The following is a 20,012-nucleotide window of genomic DNA, read 5'->3' as shown; positions in this document are numbered from 1 at the left end:
AGTCAAATTGCGATGGAATCTTTTTCTTGCCCGAAAGGTAAAATTATCTTTTCTCTTGTAGATACCAAGATTGTCGATTTTTGTGGTAGACTAATAGAGAGAGACTGAGACATGGGATAGCTAGATTATGAGCGATCTTTCAGTCGAGCTGAGGCAGGATGGTGCTGTAACGGGATGAGAATGACGAATATGCTGCATTTCACCGAGAATCACAGGTTTTGCGTAAACCGTGAGTTTTCTTTGAGCAGTTTAGACTATAAAATGCTAGCGATGATGTATCAACCGATGATAGGCGGTTTGGCCATAAGCTTCTATCAAGCACTCTATCAACAGATGAGTGCAGAGAAAGTGGGCTTTTCGCCGATGGAGCAGCAACGCAAGTTGTTTCTTCTGCTAGAACTTGAACAGAATGAGCGTGGTCGTAAGTATATTATCGAACAATCCTCCAAGCTAGAGGCGATAGGGCTCCTACAGACGACTCGCAAGTTTGTACCCGAGGAAGAAGACTATGTTTTCGTCTATACGCTGTTCGCGCCTTTAGGGCCGAATGAGTTTTTCCGAAATCAGCATTTAACGCTGCTGCTGCGTGACAAGGTTGGGAAGTTCATGCTGCTTTCGCTGCGTGAAGATCTGCTTTCACCTGAACCAGAAGAGTGTCGTGAGGCGGTTGAGGAGAACTTGTCGGTTCCTTTTTATGAGTTATTCCGTCTGAATACACAAGTTGTGGACTATGAGCTGGAACAAGCCCTCTATGAGGCCTCTGCAAGCAAGCAAGGGGAAGCACGGATGGACGTGACGACCAAAGGCTTCAAGTATGCGGATATCATTATGAGATTCCCGCGTGGAGCGAGTAACCGCGTGTTCGTTGAAGCGCTGAAGCACAAGCCGGAGCATATGGTAGCTATTAATATTGTGGCGAAGAAGTATAATCTCTCCCTGCAAGAAACGTGCCGCTTGCTTGATGAGGATGGCGTGTTCACCGAAGAAGGTGAGCTTGTCATGGATCTCATGCAATATAATGCGAATTTGTTCTACAGACAGAGCAAGAAGCGGGATGAGGAACGGGAGCGTACGATTACGAAATCTGAGGATGAAGTGGAAACTTCGGAAGAGCAGTCTGTGGAGATGGCTTATTATTTAGAAGTACCTCAGCAACTGCGCGGCGAATGCACGGATCATCAGTACAACTACATCATGCGAAATGAGCCATACACGGCTGTGTTGAAAATGTTTTTCACACAGGGTTCGATACCTGATGGCGTACTTAATATTTTCGAGAAAATCGATTTGAACTATAAATTAAAAGAAGAAGTTATTAATGTGTTGATTCACTTCTTGCATATTGATCGCCGCTCTTGGGCCAAATCTTCGATTGAGGCTGTAGCATCCGATATGCTAGGCAAGCAGATTAATTCGTATGAGCATGCCGTTGAATATGTACGTGAGAAAATCAATTACAAACAGAAAGCTGCTTCTAAAGTGGAATCTGCGAAAGCGGGCGGAGGCTCTGCTACGCGTGGACGTCAGGGCAAGACACAGAAGCCTCATATCCCTATTGTATTGCCTGATACGGGGACTACAGCGTCTACTAGGCTGTCTGCAGAGGAGCTAGAGGCGGCCAGACGGATGGCGCAGAAGCTGGATGAGCGTTTTAACCGAAAAAGTTAGTAAGCGGCTTATCTACGGACTGAACGATGGAACTGTTAGGAGGTGCCGAATATGATGGAGTCCTTATCGCATTTACTCAAATCATTGCCGGATACAGAATGGAAAAGAAAAGCTGAATTGAAAATTCAAGGCGTTCTTGCGGATCCTTTGATTGCTAAATTTCGTCAGAAGTATCCTTTTGTGGATGATTATGCGATTAAAATAAATATGAATAAGCTGTATCAGCATGTTTCGGAATTTAAAACTTGCTCTAATTGCCCAGGTCTTGAGAATTGTCCGAATGATATGACTGGTCATTATACAATTCTTACAGCCGAATCGGTGGAGGGGCAAACGCCTTTTATTCATGAGGAGAAGGTAGCTTGCAAGAAGTTTATTGCCAAAGGCCAGCAGGACGCTATCTCCAGCCGAATTCGCACTTTTCACGTGGACCCACGGATGATTTCGCGAAGCTTCTCCTTTGGGGATATCTTGGAAACGGATCTCGACCGTGCGAAAGCGGTTATGCAAATTAACGACTATGTGAGTTTGACCATTGAAGAAGGTCTTCAGACGCGAGGGTTGTATTTGTCTGGATCGTTCGGAACAGGTAAAACGTTCTTGATGGGCTACATGCTGCATCAGCTGGCGAAGGTCGGCATGACGGGAGCCATCGTCTATATGCCAGACTTTGCCGAAGACTTGAAGGGGATGTTCCAAGAGCCTTATAAGCTGAAGGAGACGATTGACCTTCTCAAGGAAACGGATTTGCTCGTATTTGACGATATTGGGGCAGAGAATTTGAACCCATGGCTGAGAGATCATGTCATCGGCGCTATCGTGAATCATCGGATGAATCGGAAACCAACGTTCTTTACCTCGAATTATGCGCTATCTGGTTTGGAGAAGCATTTCAGCTTCACGAACAAAGACGGCGACGAGGAGTACAAGGGGCAACGAATCATGGATCGGATACGACCATTCGTTGATGTGGTTGAGGTAACGGGAACGAACAAGCGTGGAAAATAAAGCATAAAGAAAAACCTAGCCGCAGATGGCTAGGTTTTTGTGGTTACAAGTGCAGCACCTCGCTAGAAGTAAGCAAGTAAGCATGCAAAACACCACAGATTTGGAGAATAACTGGATTTCCTCCATCTAAATGAGCCCTTGTAGCAGCTTTTGATGGATTAGCTGTATTTCCTACATTTATTTTTCAACATTGTAGTCAATTCTTCAAAAATCCATCAAATTAACGACATATTTTCCAGCTATTTATGTAAAACCTACTGAGTCACGAAAATTATCTGTAGTTTATACAGCTAATGACTAAGGCAGCGCAAGAAAAAGAAAAAAGCCACTTCGCAATTGCTTGCATAGCGGCTTTAACTTTTGATGTTTCGCTTACTTCATCACTTGGATGACGGTAGCAATGACTGCAATGACGAACAATGCGCCAAAGAATGCGCCAAAACCTATGCCTACATCCATGAAATCATTACGCGGTTCTTCGTACACGTGATGCTCAGGGTGTTGATTGCTCATGTGGTTACCCCCTAACGTCCGACATTCGTATTTGTAAGCCTAGTATACCCAAATTCGTCGAAAGTTGTAAAGCTAATCAAAGTGACAATTGTGCAAACAATCGCAATATAGAGCGAAATGGGTAAAATACTTCTTGACTCTGACATTAGTGTTATGGTTTACAATAAAGACATCCCTCCAAGCATGTGGGAATAGAAAGAAGTGACGTCCATGCGGATTAGTGAGTTATCCAAGCTTACCGGAGCAAGTATTCGGTCCTTGCGCTACTACGAAGCCAAAGGGCTGATCGCAACACAACGTGAAGAGAATGGCTATAGGGTCTACAATCAAATGGTTGTTGAACGCGTGAAGACCATTCAGTTTTACTTGAGCCTCGGCTTTACGACGGAGCAGATTGAAAGCTTTCTGAACTGCGTGATGAAGAATCAAGAATCACAGTGTGATGATTTGCTGCCTCTGTACACCGAGAAGCTGCAAGAAATCGAGAAACAAATGGAGATGCTGCAACTGCTCCAAGCGAATCTCAAAGACCGTATTTCCTATATTGAGGAACAGCGACGCCAAGGGCTGCCTGTTGGATTACCCTCGATATAGACCAAAGGATACCCCGTTTGCTAACTTATGGCTTGGTTGAAAAGGCATATGAGTGTGGTATACTTTACAATATGAGATTTATCGTGTTCCACTCGATAAATCGCTATATTGCTTAGTAAACGCAAACGTCCAGTGGACGTTGTAGCCGTTTATCCTTGCATGTTGACGTGATGCGAAGCAAGTTAAGTGACGAACTTAATCTTACTTTTCACCTTATAAATCAAATTCATTCTTAGAAGGAGGAACTATCATGGCAATCGTGAATGTTTCTGACAACAGTTTTAAAGCAGAAGTTGAAGGAGAAGGTACAGTACTTGTAGACTTCTGGGCACCTTGGTGCGGACCTTGTAAAATGATCGCTCCTGTATTGGAAGAGCTAGATAAAGAAGTTGAATCTTTGAAAATCGCAAAAGTAAACGTGGATGATAACCCGGAATCCGCTGCTCGCTTTGGCGTTATGAGTATCCCTACGCTAATCGTTTTCAAAGATGGTCAACCGGTTGATAAAGTGGTTGGTTTCCAATCCAAAGACGCGTTGAAAAACGTCGTTTCCCGTCATCAATAAGAGTTAACCGTTACAAACTAGAAACAATTGTTCGTGAGAAAAAGCTCTTTTTCTGCTATGCTGAGAAAGAGCTTTTTTTTCATTCGCGATGATTTTTTCTGGAAGGAGATTTAGGTATGACTGATTTTGATCAAGAGGACGCAGACGTCCGCGAACAGAGCCTAGAAACGATTAGGCACAAGCTATCTTTACTCCCGGATAAGCCGGGCTGTTATATTATGAAGAACCATCAAGGCACAATTATTTATGTAGGCAAGGCTAAAGTATTGAAAAATCGTGTGCGCTCCTATTTCACAGGGAGTCACAGTGCCAAGACGCAAAAATTAGTCAGCGAAATTCGCGACTTTGAATATATTATTACCTCCTCTAACATGGAGGCGCTTATTCTCGAGTGTAATCTGATTAAGCAGCATCATCCGCGGTATAACGTACTTCTTAAGGATGATAAGACGTTTCCTTATATCAAAATTACACATGAGGAGCAGCCGCGTCTAGAAGTCACGCGGCGGGTGTACAAGGATAAGGGGAAGTATTTCGGCCCTTATCCGAATGCATTCGCTGCCCAGCAGACGAAGAAGCTGCTGGATCGGTTATATCCGCTGCGCAAGTGCAAGACCATGCCCGATAAAGTATGCCTATACTATCATATGGGGCAATGTCTTGCGCCCTGCGCCCTAGAGGTATCCGCGGAAACGAATGAGCGGATGGTGCAAGAGATCAGTCGTTTCCTGAACGGGGGACACGACGTCATTAAAGAAGAGCTGACGACCAAGATGTTGGCGGCAGCGGAAGAACTGAACTTCGAGCGCGCGAAGGAGCTGCGTGATCACATCATGAGCATCGACGCGCTCATGGAGAAGCAGAAGATCACGACGGCCGACGCGCTGGACCGCGATGTCTTCGGCTATGCCGTCGACAAGGGCTGGATGGCGGTGCACATCCAGTACATGCGCCAAGGCAAGCTCATCGAACGGCACGTCTCGCTCTTCCCTTACTACGGCGATGAGTACAACGATTTCATGACGTATGTCACACAGGTGTACAGCGATAATCCAGCATTGCCGAAGGAGATCTTTCTGCCCACGATGCCAGAGCCAGAAGCTCAGCAAGAGGCATTGGGGGATGGGGTAAGACGCACCGAGGCTGACGAGAAAGAGATACGCGAAGCCTTGGAAGGTTGGCTCAAGGTGAAAGTGCATATGCCGCAGCGCGGGCTGAAGAAGCAAATGGTCGATATGGCCAGAGACAATGCAGTGAACGCTTTGGATGAGAAGTTCCGACTTGTTGAACGCGATGAGCGACGTACAACGAAGGCTGTCGAGAACCTCGGCGAGTGGCTTGGCATTGGCACGATTCGCCGAATCGAGGCATTCGATAACTCGAACATCCAAGGGACGAATCCCGTATCGGCCATGGTTGTTTTCGTGGATGGGAAGCCGGATCGCAAGGAATACCGTAAATATAAAGTGAAGACGGTCGTTGGACCGGATGATTATGAAACGATGCGGGAAGTCATCAGACGGCGCTATGAGCGTGTTCTGAAGGACAATCTCACCATGCCTGATTTGATTGTTGTCGATGGGGGGAAAGGGCAAATCTCGGCTGCCATCGACATTCTGGAGAATGAACTAGGCTTATATATTCCGATTTGCGGGCTTGTGAAGGATGCCAAGCATAAAACAGCCCAGCTGATGATCGGTGATCCTGCCGAAATTGTTCCATTGCCGCGCGACAGTCAAGAGTTTTATTTGCTGCAGCGTATTCAAGACGAAGTCCATCGCTTTGCGATCACGTTTCATCGGGAAACGCGGGCCAAGTCGATGGTCGTCTCACAGCTCGATGCCATTCCAGGCATCGGTGAGAAGCGCCGTAAAGCGCTGCTGAAGCATTTTGGCTCCGTGCGCAAAATAAAAGAGGCCGAAGTCACGGACTTCAAGCCTCTAGGTATTGGTGAAAAATTAGCGAGTGAAATTATCAAAGCACTTCAAGGCGAGGCGGCGGCTCCCCAGGAATAGGGGGCTTTCGCCTTTTTCCATGCAGCCAAGCTAAGCCAAGCCCAACCAGTCCAGGGAGTGCAAGATAGAGAATGCCAGCGAGTACATCGCTGATGTGGCCTAAGGAGAAGAGGGACAGCCCCATCAGAATGCTATCCATACACGCATGGACGAATATCGCTGTGATAAATCCATATTTCAGGAACACATATCCGAGAATGATGCCGATAATGGTGACCTCGATCAGTCGCGTGTAGACGGGATAGATCGGATATTGCGTATGACTTGCTGCCCAGATCACACTCGGGAGTAAGATGGCGATGAAATTGTTGCGAAACAGTTTTTTGAAAAGGATAATGCCTAAGAATCGGAAAGTAGCTTCTTCCGAAATCGCCGCAACCCACGCCATAAGCGGGAATAATTGAGGCTTGAGCATATTGAGTACCGAATCGGCAGGGTCATTGACTGACCACACATCGAATTTCACTTCACCTGTATAAAATAAGACCTGCTGAATACCTAGGATGAAGAGTGCGAGTAAATAACCTCGCCCCATTCCGTCATACACCTCTTGGCCAAACTTGTCTTCTTTCCAAGCAGTCCATTTATTAAGACCAATGGAGTTCCACAATCCAATACCGGCGACTAAAGAAAGATAGAGCGATATCCCAAGTAGGACAGTGACGACACTCATAAATACAATGGTAAACCAAACAGCTTCACTACTGTTCGTATCCCCGCTCATAACTCGGAATGCTGGATACATATTCACATTGTTCATGATATAAATGACGAAGAAGATCGTAGTTAATAACAAGCCCCTGCTGAATTTGATTAGTTTCCTATATATAATGGCAAAAACAATTGCAGCAAGCGTCATCAATAGCGTAAAGCCCATTGAAATCCAGGTCATGCGTGAAGCAGAGTCATCTTGTTGGTTGAGCCAATCTAAGTGAGAATTAGGCAGTCCAAAGCTTACATTGAAACCGGTGAGATTCGTTTGATCGAAATTGACTCGAACGTTAAGCTTTGCTTCACCGATGGGTTGCGTGCGTTTTTCGTATTGAAGCGTCAGTTGCTCTTCAGGAGAATCATTACTTGCATTGTCGACTTGACTGAAGTCCTCCGGATCAAAGCCCATCTGACGAATCTCCAGCTTCGCTAATGTATCTGCTTTGGTCTTACTCATGAGCGACGTTGACTTCGTTTTCGTCATGGCCAGATTTTCGTGCCAGCCGATGATGCTTGAATTCGTATAATTGACATCGACTTCAAACTGACGTTTGGCAGTGGCATCCTTGACGCTGACTTGATAATAATCAATGGGGAACTTTTCGCCATATTGCTTCGTATAAGCTTCTAGTAAATGTTCCTTTTGAAAGTAGCCGCTTCGTTCTTTTTTAGATTGATAGACGACATAGGTTTGTGGGTTATGCAGCTCATAACGCTGACGAATGAAGGCTGCCGCACTATCGGCTGCTTGCTGCTTCGTGATCGAGGGCATATCCGCTACGGCAGGTTCCTCATCACGCAGTCCATACAACATCGAAACCCCGAGGTAAAGGAACATACCAATACAAGCCAAGAGGAGCAGGAAACGATTAAATTTCAGCCTTTGCATAGTCAATTCCCTTCTGAATTCACGATTCTCAATCATTTCTTTACGTTATCATAGTTTAAAAAGAAAGCCAATTTGCTGGTAAACAATCGGAAACAATTATATAATACCTTTTGAATTGCTACTTGGTGGAATTTCTACAAATGAACGGGGAACTCTATCGGTATATCCAAATGGAATATAAATTATTTACCTACATAATGCAGGAGGCGCGATGAATAAAAAACTGAATATTTGGCAGCTTACACCTCCGCAGATCCTGGTTTTAGGTTTCGCTGTTATCATTTTCATAGGAGCGGGACTATTGACGTTGCCACTCTCATCGGCGACAGGACATTCCATACCTTTTATTGATGCCTTTTTTACGGCAGTCTCTGCGACTTGTGTAACAGGGCTTGTTGTTGTGGATACCGGAAGTGCCTATACGATGTTTGGGCAGATAGTTATTGTATCTTTGATTCAAGTTGGCGGGCTTGGATTTATGACAATGGCGACATTAGTTGCTTTTGCTTTTCGTAAAAAAATTACATTAAAAGAACGGTTAGTTTTACAAGAAGCTTTCAACCAAGGAAGTATGGAAGGCATTGTCCGTTTGATTCGTAAGGTTATTATCTATTCCTTGTCCATAGAAGCCATTGCTGCTGTTATCTTTACAATTCGGTTTTCTTTTGATTTTGGCTTTACTAGGGGTCTCTATTACGGCATCTGGCATGCTGTTTCCATGTTTAACAATGCGGGTTTTGATTTGTTCGGTACCGTGGATGCGCCTTTTGTTTCTCTAACCGGATATGTCGGTGATTTTGTTGTTAATTTTGTTGCGATGATGCTGATTATTCTTGGAGGGATTGGATTTATTGTCATCTCCGATCTAATGGAATTTCGTAATAAAGGAAAGCTTTCTTTGCATTCAAAGGTCGTTCTAAGCATGAGCGGTTTACTCTTGTTAGTAGGTGCAGTTGGTATTTTTATATTCGAGTTTACAAATATCAGAACCTTAGGTTCGTTAGATTTTGGCGCAAAAGTATTAGGATCCTTCTTTCAATCTGTAACAGCCCGAACGGCAGGAGCCAACACCGTGGACATTGGTGCGCTTCGTCAAGCCTCCCAATTTCTGCTCATCATTCTTATGTTTATTGGAGCTTCGCCAGGTTCAACCGGTGGTGGGATCAAGACAACTACATTTACCATTCTGATTAGTGCAATCATCACGATGATTCGCGGAAAAGAAGATATCGTCATTTTTCGTTATCGTTTAGCCAAGGATCGTATTCTCAAAGCAATTACGTTATCCATGATGGCTTTATTCTTAGTCATTATCGTTACAATGATTTTATCCACGACGCAAGACTCATCATTTATCAAAATTCTGTTCGAAGTCACATCCGCATTCGGAACTGTGGGCCTTTCGATGGGATTGACGCCAGAATTAACAACGTTTGGGAAAGTGCTTATTTGTATAACGATGTTTGCTGGACGACTTGGGACAATTACACTTGCTTATGCTTTACAACCGAAGCAGGAAAAAGAATTATTTAGACACCCTGAGGGGAAAATTACGATTGGATAGGTGTAAAACAAGATGAAGAAGAAGCAATACGTTGTGGTAGGGTTAGGTAGATTCGGGTCAAGCCTTTCTAGAGAACTTATGAAACTTGGTCATGAAGTTTTGGGGATTGATCTGGACGAGGAAATCGTGAACGACATGAGTGATGAGCTAACACATTCTGTTGTCGCGGACGCAACGGATGAAGATGTACTGAAATCGTTAGGTATTCGAAATTTTGATTGCGCCGTTATCGCCATCGGGGATGATATTCAGTCCAGTATTTTGACAGCGATCGTGATGAAAGATTTGGGTGTAAGCCAAGTCGTTGCGAAAGCATTATCTGAGCTTCATGGAAAGGTTTTGACCAAATTAGGTGTAGATCGCGTCGTTTATCCGGAACGGGACATGGGCATTCGCGTGGCGCATCAATTGGCCACCCCTAATTTGTTGGATTATATTGAAATTTCCAAAGACTACACGATTGTAGAGCTTTCAGTGCCCAAACGGTTGTGTGGGTATTCGATTCAACAGTTGGATCCGCGAGCTAAATATGGCTGCAGTGTTGTGGCGATTAATAAGCGAACTGGGGTTATCATTGCGCCGCAAGCCGGTGATGTTGTGAATGAAAATGACATTATGGTAATCATTGGAACCAACAATCAAATCAATGAATTTGAAAATCAAGTTATCGGCTGATCCGCACACATACCATGTCCTGCAGCAAGGGAATTTTCATATGAAGGTGGACAACGCATGTACAAGGTACTCATGATCGAAGATGATGCGATGATCGGTGATATGGTCACGATGTATTTGAAGGAAGAGGGCTTCCATGTCATCCGAGAGGAGAATGGAACGAGTGGGATTACCGCCATACCGCAATTTCAACCTGATCTGATTCTGCTGGATTTGGTGCTGCCAGATATGGACGGGCTAGCGATTTGCCGCCAAGTTCGTGAGACCTCAAGTGTGCCGATCATGATTATTTCGATGAAAAATAAAATCGTTGAACGCGTCAACGCTCTAGGAGCGGGTGCAGATGACTTCATGTGTAAGCCATTTAGTATGCATGAATTGATTGCGAGAGCTCATGCGCTCATTCGCCGCGCTCAGAGATATCCAACCATGAATCAGGTTCCTGTGACACAGTCGATACCAAAAGTACAGGAAGAAGTAAAACCGGCCAAATCAACTGTACTTGCGGCTGTCATGGACAAGCAGGACAAGATCACACTGAATACGAACGCGCGTTCCATGAGTGTGTATGGTGAGATTGTTGAGACAACGTATTCGGAATTCGAAATAATGAGATGCTTTATTAACAACCCGGGTCGCGTGTACAGTCGTGAAGATCTATTGCAAACCGTGCGCGGATTTGATTCTTTCGTGACTGACAGGGCTATTGATGTACATATTGCAAATCTACGGAAGAAGATCGAAGACAACCCCAAAGAACCGAAATGGATTCGGACCGTTTGGGGTGTTGGATATAAATTTGTGCACATGTAAGTAGATGGTTCGGACTAACGGGGTTTAGCGAAATAGTTGATCGCCTGGGCGACGAATTTCATAGATTCCGCATTATCTGCCGAGTGATCGGAGTAGATGAGAGAGGTTGTTCGTTTCGTTTGTTCCAATTCTTGGAGCTCTCTTAAAATTAATTCATTATTCTGAATTAAATCTTCTCGTAAATAGGATTTGGGCAATAAGGTTGCCGTCTTACAGGTAGAGACGAGCCGTATGATCGCTTCGAAGGAATCGATCTCCATCTGAACATTGGGGAAGATCGTGAATCGATTGAACAGCTCATCCATCAGAATGCGATACCATGTACCTTTGGAAAAGAGGATCATCGGCAGATCATTCAAATCCTGCATCGTAATCTCTGTGTGATCGATCAAAGGATGTCCGGATGGGAGCACCAGGCTAAGATGGTCGTCGAACAAAGGCTCACAGTGTAGGCTTGTCGCATTAATTTGAGAGGCAACGATGCCGATATCCACTTTGTTGTCTTTTACCAAAGATACAATTTCATGTGTTTTGCCGGTAAGAAGCTTGATATCTGTGAGTGGATAGTCTTGCAAATAATCCGTGATGAGATCAGGCAGCGTAGATTGAAGTGTTGTCAGAGAGGCTCCGATGGTAAGTGATGACGGACTGCCCGCAGCTTTATAACTATGAAGAGCTTGTTTGAACTTCCGCTCCAGAAGGCGTTTCTCTAAGGCGTGGTCATAACAAATTTGCCCCGCTTTCGTTAACTCGAGTCTTTTCCCCTTCCGGATAAAAAGCTCTACACCCAGCTCATCTTCTAGCTTCATAATTTTTCGCGATAGGGCAGGCTGTGAAATGTTTAACAATTGTGACGCTTTATTAAGGCTGACTTGTTCGACTACGATGGCGAAGACTTCTAAAAGCTCCAAACGTTTCCCTCATCTCTATATGTGAAATAGTTATAAGTGGATATAAAAAAACGGCACTTCCATTATAAGCACGAAAGAGGTACGATGTACATGTCACAAATTATCTATATTTCGTGAACCTTCGTGTATAATCATTGACTGAATTGGCAAAATAGGCGTGGATGATTATGGGTTGACGCTCGTTTGCGGCGAGAGTACAATGATATGTGGCTTGTTTTGTCAAAACTTGTCGTATGTTTGTTGTTATTGAATTTTGTTGAGGGGGGAATTGGTTACATTATGAGTAATTCGTATTACTTTCGAAAGATCCACTCGTTACTAGGTGTCATTCCGGTGGGCTTCTTCCTTATTGAGCATTTGCTCACTAACTATGAAGCTACCAAAGGGCCTGAAGAGTTCTTGGCTCAAATTAACTGGTTGAACGGTTTGCCGTTAGTATTGCTCATGGAAATCGTGGGGATCTGGCTTCCGCTTCTTTATCATGCCGTTTATGGACTTTATGTAGCGTATCAATCACGTAATAACGTATCAAGCTACGGGTATTTCCGTAATACGATGTTTATGTTGCAACGTGTGACAGGGGTACTTACTTTCTTGTTCATCGCATGGCATCTATTCGAGACTCGTGTTCAGGTTGCCTTAGGCAATGTGGCGCATGAAGAGCTCGGCAATACGATGCATGAGATTGCAACGAATCCAGTTATTTTCACGTTATATCTAGTTGGGATTGTTTCTGCAACATTCCATTTCACGAACGGCCTATGGTCATTCCTAGTGAGCTGGGGTATTACAATTGGACCGCGTGCGCAACGCTTTTCGACAATCATTACAATGGGCTTGTTCGTGCTAATGACGGTGATGTTTATCATGTCATTAACTGCGTTTACAGGTACAGAATTTTCAGTTCCAGTAGAAGCGCATACGGGGAAATAAGGGAGGGTGAACAGAAGTGGCTAATTCAAAAATCATCGTCGTCGGCGGAGGCCTTGCGGGACTCATGGCGACAATTAAAGCAGCAGAGGCCGGAGTACATGTACAGTTGTTCTCCTTAGTTCCTGTGAAACGTTCACACTCCGTATGCGCGCAAGGCGGCATTAACGGTGCGGTGAATACGAAAGGTGAAGGTGACTCCACGTGGGAGCACTTTGACGATACAGTATACGGGGGAGATTTCTTAGCGAATCAACCTCCTGTTAAAGCATTATGCGACGCAGCTCCAGGCATTATTCACTTGATGGACCGTATGGGCGTTATGTTTAACCGTACACCAGAAGGTTTGCTTGATTTCCGTCGTTTCGGTGGTACCAAATATCACCGTACAGCGTTCGCTGGTGCAACAACGGGTCAACAATTGCTGTATGCACTCGACGAGCAAGTTCGTCGTTGGGAAACAGCGGGTCTCGTAACGAAATTCGAACACTGGGAATTCCTAGGTTCAGTTATTGATGACGAAGGCGTATGCCGTGGTATCGCAGCACAAGATTTGCGCAGCATGGAAATTCAAACGTTCCCAGCTGATGCGGTTATCTTGGCAACAGGCGGTCCTGGTATCATTTTCGGCAAAACAACGAATTCCGTTATTAACACAGGTACGGCAGCAAGTGCGGTTTACCAACAAGGTGTGAAATACGCGAATGGTGAAATGATTCAAATTCACCCGACGGCGATTCCGGGAGACGACAAGCTGCGCTTGATGTCCGAATCAGCACGTGGTGAGGGCGGACGTATTTGGACTTACAAAGACGGTAAGCCTTGGTACTTCCTAGAAGAGAAATACCCAGCCTACGGTAACCTTGTGCCTCGTGATATTGCAACGCGTGAGATTTTCTCCGTGTGTATTGATCAGAAGCTTGGTATTAATGGCGAGAACATGGTTTACTTGGATCTTTCTCATAAAGACCCGAAAGAGCTTGATATTAAGCTCGGCGGTATTATGGAAATTTACGAGAAGTTCATGGGCGATGACCCGCGTAAAATTCCAATGAAAATTTTCCCAGCGGTTCATTATTCGATGGGCGGCATGTGGGTTGACTATAACATGATGACGAACATTCCAGGCCTCTTCGCAGCAGGTGAGTGTGAGTATCAGCATCACGGTGCAAACCGTTTGGGCGCGAACTCCCTCGTTTCCGCGATTTATGACGGCATGGTATCTGGTCCTAAAGCGGTTGAGTATATTCGCGGCTTATCCAAGCATGCGGATGATACATCCTCCATCATTTATGATCGTGAGAAGAAACGCCATCAAGATCGTTATGAGAGCTTGCTCAAAATGAACAACGGTACGGAAAATGCGTACGTGCTTCATAAAGAGCTTGGGGACATGATGAATGCGAACATGACGGTTGTTCGTTACAACGATCGTTTGACTGAAACAATTGGCAAGATCAAAGATTTGAAAGAGCGTTACAACAACATCAACATCACGGATACGGCACGTTGGAACAACCAAGGGGTTGCGTTCACACGCCAACTTTGGAACATGTTCGAGCTTGCAGAAGCGATGACAGTTGGTGCCTTGATGCGTGATGAGAGTCGTGGCGCGCATTATAAACCAGATTTCCCTGAGCGTGATGATGACAACTTCATGAAAACGACAATCGCAGACTGGACGCCAGATGGTCCTAAGATTTCGTATGATGAAATTGATGTATCGTTGATTAAACCTCGTAAACGTGACTACTCCACGGAGAAGAAAAAGGAGGGATCCTGATCATGGCGGAGACACTAAGCGCAACGAAAACCGTGAAGTTTATCGTGACTCGTCAAGAGAGTCCGGATTCCAAACCGTACACAGAGGAGTTTGAAGTTCCTTACCGCGCGAACATGAACGTGATCAGCGGTTTGATGGAAGTTCAGCGTAATCCTAAAAATGCGAATGGCGACAAAACAACACCAGTATGTTGGGAATCCAACTGTCTGGAAGAAGTATGTGGCGCTTGTTCCATGGTTATCAATGGGAAGCCGCGTCAAGCTTGTTCCGCGCTTGTAGATAAGCTGGAGCAGCCGATTCGTGTAGCACCAATGAGCACATTCCCAGTTATGCGTGACCTTGTTATCGACCGTGGACGCATGTTCAACGCGTTGAAAAAGGTTAAAGCATGGGTTCCGATTGACGGAACCTACGATCTTGGTCCTGGTCCGCGTATGGCTGAGTCCAAGCGTCAATGGGCTTATGAGTTGTCCAAATGTATGACATGCGGCGTGTGTCTGGAAGCTTGTCCGAACGTAAACGACAAAAACTCGTTTATTGGGCCTTCCGCACTTTCCCAAGTTCGTCTATTCAATGCTCACCCAACGGGTGAGATGAACAAAGACGAGCGTTTGGATACGCTGATGACAGACGGCGGTATCGAAGGCTGCGGTAACTCGCAGAACTGCGTACGCTCCTGTCCGAAGGGTATTCCGCTTACGACGTCGATCGCAGCTTTGAATGCGGACACGACGAAGCACTTGTTCAAGAAATGGTTAGGCGTGTAAGCGACGCTGACTGATAGAAAGGCCTAGCACCTCTGGTGCTGGGCCTTTTTTTTGGTTTTGGGAAAGTAAATAGGGAAATACTACTTGCAGGTGAGAAATATGACAATTTCAACGCATAACCTAGCAAATCCAGAGGAGGAAGTCTTTGGTGAAAATATTTTCTATTAATTAAAAATTGGTGAAATTAATTTACAGAATGAAATTTATATGTTAATGTTGATCTTGCCAAACATTATAAACATTAGGAGGGGAATTCATTGAGATTAGAAAAATTCCGTGGCATCATACCAGCATTTTATGCATGCTATGACGATCAAGGTGATATCTCAGAAGACCGAACCAACGCATTATGTGATTATTTGTATGAAAAAAAAGTCAATGGGGTCTATGTCGGAGGAAGTTCCGGTGAATGTATTTACCAAAACCTTGACGAACGCAAAGCGGTGCTTAGCTATGTGGCTAACCGTTTGAAAGGCAAAATGACGTTGATTGCCCATGTAGGGGCACCTTCTACAAGAGACAGCATTGCATTGGCGAAACATGCAGCAGAGTTGGGGTATGATGCTTTATCTGCGATCCCGCCTATTTATTTTAAATTGCCAGATAGTTCTGTTTATAAATATTGGAATGAAATTATCGAAGCAACTCCACTGGAATTTATTATATATAACATTCCTCAAACGACAGGTTATACATTAACTACCGCGCTGTTTGAGAAGCTTCTAGCTAACCCGAAAGTAATCGGTGTGAAAAATTCCTCAATGCCAACGATGGATATTGAACGATTCAAAAGAGTCGGCGGAGACAACGTTATTGTATTCAATGGGCCTGACGAACAGTATGTCGCTGGAAGAATTATGGGGGCTGATGGCGGAATCGGCGGCACTTACGCGGCGATGCCGGAATTATTCTTACAAGCTAATGAATTCTTCCTTCAAGGCAAGTTTGAAGAAGCGAAACGCATCCAAAGCTGTATTAATGACATCATTATCGCGCTATGCTCACAGAATGGATCCATGTATGCCGTTATTAAAGAAGTTCTGAATCGCAGAGGCGTGAACATTGGCAGCGTTAGAGGGCCGCTAGAAGGTATCAGCACGGAAGACTTAGGACGCATAGATCGCATTGTGACGATGATTGATGAAGCGGTTCAAGAATTCTGCAAATGATGAAAATGCCGTTGTACGCTTTGGGACTCCAACAGATGGGACTACAAGGCAGAAACGGATGCAAGATGAGATGAGGAGTCGAGATGGACGAGCCATCTCTCTTCAAATCTAGGGAGCTTGTAGACAGTTATAGCAGAGGGGCTCAGTTGACAAAGTTTATGCAGAGTCAGGTCACGAATATATGAAATAAGGGGTAGATAATGATGAAAAATAAACGTATTCCAATAGCAGTTTTGGCTCTGACGATGTTGACTTCAATTGTCGCGGGATGTACTAGCAGTAATAATGAAGCTACTAGTACTAGCAATGCAGGAGAAGCTACTGGGAAAAAGGTAGAGCTTAAAGTTTGGCTGACACCACAGTGGAAAGGTGTTCTAGATTCTACAGAACCTGGCGCTGATTACGATAGCTTCTTGAAAGCGGCAGCTGATAAATTTACTGCGCAATACAAAAAGTATGATGCCAAAATCAAAGTTGAAGTTATTGCAGGCGACCAACGTGATCAGCTACTCAATGTCAACTTAAGCAGCGGAACGGCGCCAGATGTATTTTTTGAAAGCGTTTTTGCAATGGGTGATTATGTTCATCGCGGTGCTTTAGTGCCGTTAACTGATATTGTGGATGATGCATCCAAAACCGACATTGCCAAAAACTTTTGGGATGCGGTGACTTTCGGTAAAGATGTTTATTTCTACCCGTTCCAACATAACCCAGGAACCTTGGTCTATAACGCGGATATGCTCAAAGCAGCCGGGCTAGAGAAATACATTGGCGGACCTAATGATATTAAGACATGGACATTAGCCGAGTATGAGCAAATTCTAAAAGGTCTGAAAGACAACCTGCCGAAAGATAAGTATTCCAACGCTTATCCGATGTCACTTTATGCTGTAAATAATCAAGGGGACACATGGAACCTTGCCTATATGAGAATGTTCGGTAATAAATTCTTTGACGATAAAGGGAATATCGTGCTTGATGATGCGAACGGTGCTAAAGCCGCGACTTGGTTGAAGAAAATCAAGGACGCAGGCTACACGAATCCGGGTCCTGAATCGGTATCGTCCAATGATGCGAACGGCATGTTCCGTAATCAGCAGTTAGCGATCAGCTTTACGAATCCGATCTTGTTCAACAACACCAAAGCGGATATGGCTAGCGGCAAAAGCGCGAAGTTCGATGTACGCCTAGCTAATATTCCGTCCGAAAGCGGAGATCCATTGTCCTTTACTTACGTAGTTGGCGCGAGCGTATTCCAAAATAAAGATAAAGCGAAAGTCGAAGTAGCTAAAGATTTTGTTAAATTCTTCTCCACAGATCCTGAATTGGTGAAGTCTTCGAAGAATGGTATCCCAGTAAGAACTTCGGTATCCAAAGAACTCAAAGATGTGAACCCGCTCTTTGCAGCTTACGATGCAAATTCCAAGTATCTATTTAACTTCAGCGGTAACGTTCCAGGCTATAGCCAATTACGAGAAGTGCTTTACCCTGAGCTTCAAGCCCTATATACAGGTGCCAAAACTCCTGAGCAGGTTGTGAAGGATTATCAGGCCAAAGGTAACAAGGTTATTCAAACGAATAAAGAGAGCTCAGTTATCTATCAAACGAAGTAAATGAATCATGAATAACCGATTAATAGCCTTGGGATCCGAGTGATCCTAAGGCTGCTAATTAGAAAGGAAAACCGATATGAGAATACGCAGTCAATCCCTCAAAGATAGTATCACCGGTTACCTGTTTATTTCACCACAGATGCTGATTTTCTTAGTTTTCTTGGTATATCCGATTATTGAAGGTATAAGACTTAGCTTGTATCGGATCAATTACCAATCTGAAAAGTTCGTTGGTCTGGATAATTATGTGGCGCTGTTTAACGATCCTGTATTTTTCAAAGCGCTCATAAACACCGTTGTGTTCGTCGTGTTTATCGTTATTCTTACGGTCGGTTTCGCGTTGTTCGTAGCTTCCGCTGTATTTGACAAGAATGCCAAGTATGTTTCATTCATTCGAGGTAGCTACTATGTACCGGTAATGGTCTCAATGGTTGTCATGAGTATGGTGTGGAGTTTCTTACTGAATCCTGCGAATGGGTTAATTTCTTATTTCTCTCAGGAAATGGGTTTGGGTAATGTTAATTTATTGGGGAAAACAACAACGGTTATGCCGGTTATTATATTCGTAACATTCGCAACAAATGTGGGACAAGCGATCATTCTCTATATCGCCGCGATGCTGGGCGTATCGAAAGATCTGTTTGAAGCGGCGGAAGTGGACGGCGCGAGCAGATGGCAGGTCATTTTCAAAATATTGATTCCTTCTGTCCAATCCACGACGGTTTATATTGTGATCATTAACATCATTGCTGTTTTGAAAATATTCGTAGTCATCCAGCTCTTAACTGGTGGTGGACCGAATAATGCTTCCGTAACACTGATGTATTATCTCTACAATAACGCATTTAAATATAATCAACTTGGTATGGCTTCAGCTGTTGGGGTAATCATGTTCGTGATTACATTATTGTTGTCCGTGCCTCAGTTAAGAAGCTTAGTCAAGGAGAAGTAAAGGGGGTATTCAGCATGTCGAAATCAAACAGCAAGAAGAAAATGGAGCGAATTGATATCATATCTAATGTGATCATTTTCATCTTCGCGATATTTAACTTGTTTCCTTTATATTGGCTCTTTACAAGTTCACTTAAAAATAGTTCGGATGTTGTGAAAATGCCGCCTGACTGGTGGCCGACCACGATTACTTTCTCTAACTATGTGGATGTATTTCAAAGTCAACCAGCACTGAGATGGGTATTCAATAGTGTATTCGTTTCTGGTGTCACCACGGTGCTTGTAATCGGTGTTGGGGCTATGGCCGCTTATGCTTTTTCGAAAATTAGGTTCAAAGGCAGTAATATCATCTTCATCATTTTTGTAGCGAGCTTGATGATTCCGAAAGAAATCATGATCGTTCCGCTATTCCGGATCACGCAGCAATTCGGGATGGTGAACAGTTATAACGGCATGATCTGGCCGAACGTTGCTACTGCATTTGGTGTGTTTTTGTTAAAAGGGTTTTTCGATACAGCACCAAATGCATTAAGAGAAGCGGCGAGAATTGACGGAGCTAGTGAATGGAAGACCTTCATGCAAATTATGCTTCCGATTGTTAAACCTGGTATTGGTGCACTATTTATTTTAAACTTTGTACAAGTATGGAACGATTATTTATGGCAGTCCGTCGTTGGACAAGAGAAAAATATGAAAACACTGATGGTAGGTACGGCAACTTTGATGCAGGATCTCAATCCGAATTTTGCCTACAAAATGGCAGGAGCCACGGTTGCTGCAATTCCAATGCTGTTAATATTCGTTTTGTTCCAACGTTATTTTACCCAAGGCATGACGGCTGGCGCAGTGAAGGAATAAAAATATAGGTGTGGA

At 44.2% G+C, this 20,012-nt stretch carries 18 protein-coding genes; 15 read left to right on the top strand and 3 right to left on the bottom strand.

Translation table 11 applies throughout. The features are described from left to right. Positions 1-174 precede the first annotated feature (174 nt). Both GC096_RS17470 and dnaI read left to right on the top strand, forming a co-directional pair. Positions 175-1,668 (top strand): replication initiation and membrane attachment family protein, encoded by a 1,494-nt coding sequence (locus GC096_RS17470; protein ID WP_171631928.1) that lies wholly within the window; start codon positions 175-177, stop codon positions 1,666-1,668. Positions 1,669-1,722: 54 nt separating this feature from the next. Then, complete coding sequence (gene dnaI, locus GC096_RS17465) at positions 1,723-2,676, top strand: primosomal protein DnaI (RefSeq protein WP_171631974.1); 954 nt, start codon at positions 1,723-1,725, stop codon at positions 2,674-2,676. 372 nt (positions 2,677-3,048) lie between these two features. Here dnaI and GC096_RS17460 read toward each other — a convergent pair whose 3' ends face one another. Then, positions 3,049-3,189 carry a YqzM family protein gene (locus tag GC096_RS17460; RefSeq protein ID WP_171631927.1) on the bottom strand — a complete coding sequence of 47 codons (141 nt, stop codon included), beginning with the start codon at positions 3,187-3,189 and terminating at the stop codon, positions 3,049-3,051. Positions 3,190-3,399: 210 nt separating this feature from the next. On the opposite strand from GC096_RS17460, the gene GC096_RS17455 reads away from it, so the two are divergent. The 3 genes from GC096_RS17455 (at position 3,400) to uvrC (ending at position 6,363) form a co-directional block, all read left to right on the top strand. After that, positions 3,400-3,783 carry a MerR family transcriptional regulator gene (locus GC096_RS17455; protein WP_056613610.1) on the top strand — a complete coding sequence of 128 codons (384 nt, stop codon included), beginning with the start codon at positions 3,400-3,402 and terminating at the stop codon, positions 3,781-3,783. Between the two features lie 250 nt (positions 3,784-4,033). Then, positions 4,034-4,348, top strand: coding sequence for a thioredoxin (gene trxA / locus GC096_RS17450; protein ID WP_056613612.1), 315 nt, complete (start codon positions 4,034-4,036; stop codon positions 4,346-4,348). Between the two features lie 116 nt (positions 4,349-4,464). After that, positions 4,465-6,363 (top strand): excinuclease ABC subunit UvrC, encoded by a 1,899-nt coding sequence (uvrC, locus tag GC096_RS17445; RefSeq protein WP_171631925.1) that lies wholly within the window; start codon positions 4,465-4,467, stop codon positions 6,361-6,363. Here uvrC and GC096_RS17440 read toward each other — a convergent pair. Continuing rightward, entirely contained in the window at positions 6,323-7,963 is a 1,641-nt protein-coding gene (locus tag GC096_RS17440; protein WP_171631923.1) for a CPBP family intramembrane glutamic endopeptidase, read from the bottom strand. The genes uvrC and GC096_RS17440 overlap by 41 nt on opposite strands. A 211-nt stretch (positions 7,964-8,174) precedes the next feature. Here GC096_RS17440 and GC096_RS17435 point away from each other — a divergent pair, with 211 nt between their 5' ends. The 3 genes from GC096_RS17435 to GC096_RS17425 are packed head-to-tail and all read left to right on the top strand — an operon-like array spanning position 8,175 to position 11,015. After that, positions 8,175-9,527, top strand: a complete 1,353-nt coding sequence (locus GC096_RS17435; protein ID WP_171631921.1) for a TrkH family potassium uptake protein — start codon at positions 8,175-8,177, stop codon at positions 9,525-9,527. A 12-nt stretch (positions 9,528-9,539) separates the two neighbouring features. Further along, positions 9,540-10,202 carry a potassium channel family protein gene (locus tag GC096_RS17430; protein ID WP_171631920.1) on the top strand — a complete coding sequence of 221 codons (663 nt, stop codon included), beginning with the start codon at positions 9,540-9,542 and terminating at the stop codon, positions 10,200-10,202. A 57-nt stretch (positions 10,203-10,259) separates the two neighbouring features. Then, on the top strand, positions 10,260-11,015 hold the full coding sequence (locus tag GC096_RS17425) for a response regulator transcription factor (RefSeq protein ID WP_171631918.1): 756 nt from the start codon (positions 10,260-10,262) through the stop codon (positions 11,013-11,015). Between the two features lie 14 nt (positions 11,016-11,029). On the opposite strand, the gene GC096_RS17420 is transcribed toward GC096_RS17425, so the two are convergent. After that, positions 11,030-11,926: a LysR family transcriptional regulator gene (locus tag GC096_RS17420; RefSeq protein ID WP_171631917.1), complete on the bottom strand. Its 897-nt coding sequence runs from the start codon at positions 11,924-11,926 to the stop codon at positions 11,030-11,032. Between the two features lie 276 nt (positions 11,927-12,202). On the opposite strand from GC096_RS17420, the gene GC096_RS17415 reads away from it, so the two are divergent. The 7 genes from GC096_RS17415 (at position 12,203) to GC096_RS17385 (ending at position 19,997) form a co-directional block, all read left to right on the top strand. Further along, a complete protein-coding gene (locus GC096_RS17415) occupies positions 12,203-12,859 on the top strand; it encodes a succinate dehydrogenase cytochrome b558 subunit (protein ID WP_312886292.1) in 657 nt (218 codons plus the stop codon). Positions 12,860-12,875: 16 nt separating this feature from the next. Then, a complete protein-coding gene (gene sdhA / locus GC096_RS17410; RefSeq protein WP_056613627.1) occupies positions 12,876-14,639 on the top strand; it encodes a succinate dehydrogenase flavoprotein subunit in 1,764 nt (587 codons plus the stop codon). A 2-nt stretch (positions 14,640-14,641) separates the two neighbouring features. Beyond that, positions 14,642-15,406 (top strand): succinate dehydrogenase iron-sulfur subunit, encoded by a 765-nt coding sequence (gene sdhB / locus GC096_RS17405; protein ID WP_056613628.1) that lies wholly within the window; start codon positions 14,642-14,644, stop codon positions 15,404-15,406. A gap of 257 nt (positions 15,407-15,663) precedes the next feature. Next, a complete protein-coding gene (locus tag GC096_RS17400; protein WP_171631914.1) occupies positions 15,664-16,575 on the top strand; it encodes a dihydrodipicolinate synthase family protein in 912 nt (303 codons plus the stop codon). 200 nt (positions 16,576-16,775) lie between these two features. Next, entirely contained in the window at positions 16,776-18,188 is a 1,413-nt protein-coding gene (locus GC096_RS17395) for an ABC transporter substrate-binding protein (protein ID WP_246302801.1), read from the top strand. A 76-nt stretch (positions 18,189-18,264) separates the two neighbouring features. Beyond that, on the top strand, positions 18,265-19,140 hold the full coding sequence (locus GC096_RS17390; protein WP_171631912.1) for a carbohydrate ABC transporter permease: 876 nt from the start codon (positions 18,265-18,267) through the stop codon (positions 19,138-19,140). Positions 19,141-19,154: 14 nt separating this feature from the next. Continuing rightward, positions 19,155-19,997 (top strand): carbohydrate ABC transporter permease, encoded by an 843-nt coding sequence (locus GC096_RS17385; protein WP_171631911.1) that lies wholly within the window; start codon positions 19,155-19,157, stop codon positions 19,995-19,997. The last annotated feature ends 15 nt before the right edge of the window (positions 19,998-20,012 follow it).

It is taken from the genome of Paenibacillus plantarum (assembly GCF_013141695.1).
Taxonomy (GTDB): domain Bacteria; phylum Bacillota; class Bacilli; order Paenibacillales; family NBRC-103111; genus Paenibacillus_E; species Paenibacillus_E plantarum.
This window is presented reverse-complemented; position numbering and strand designations above follow the sequence as displayed.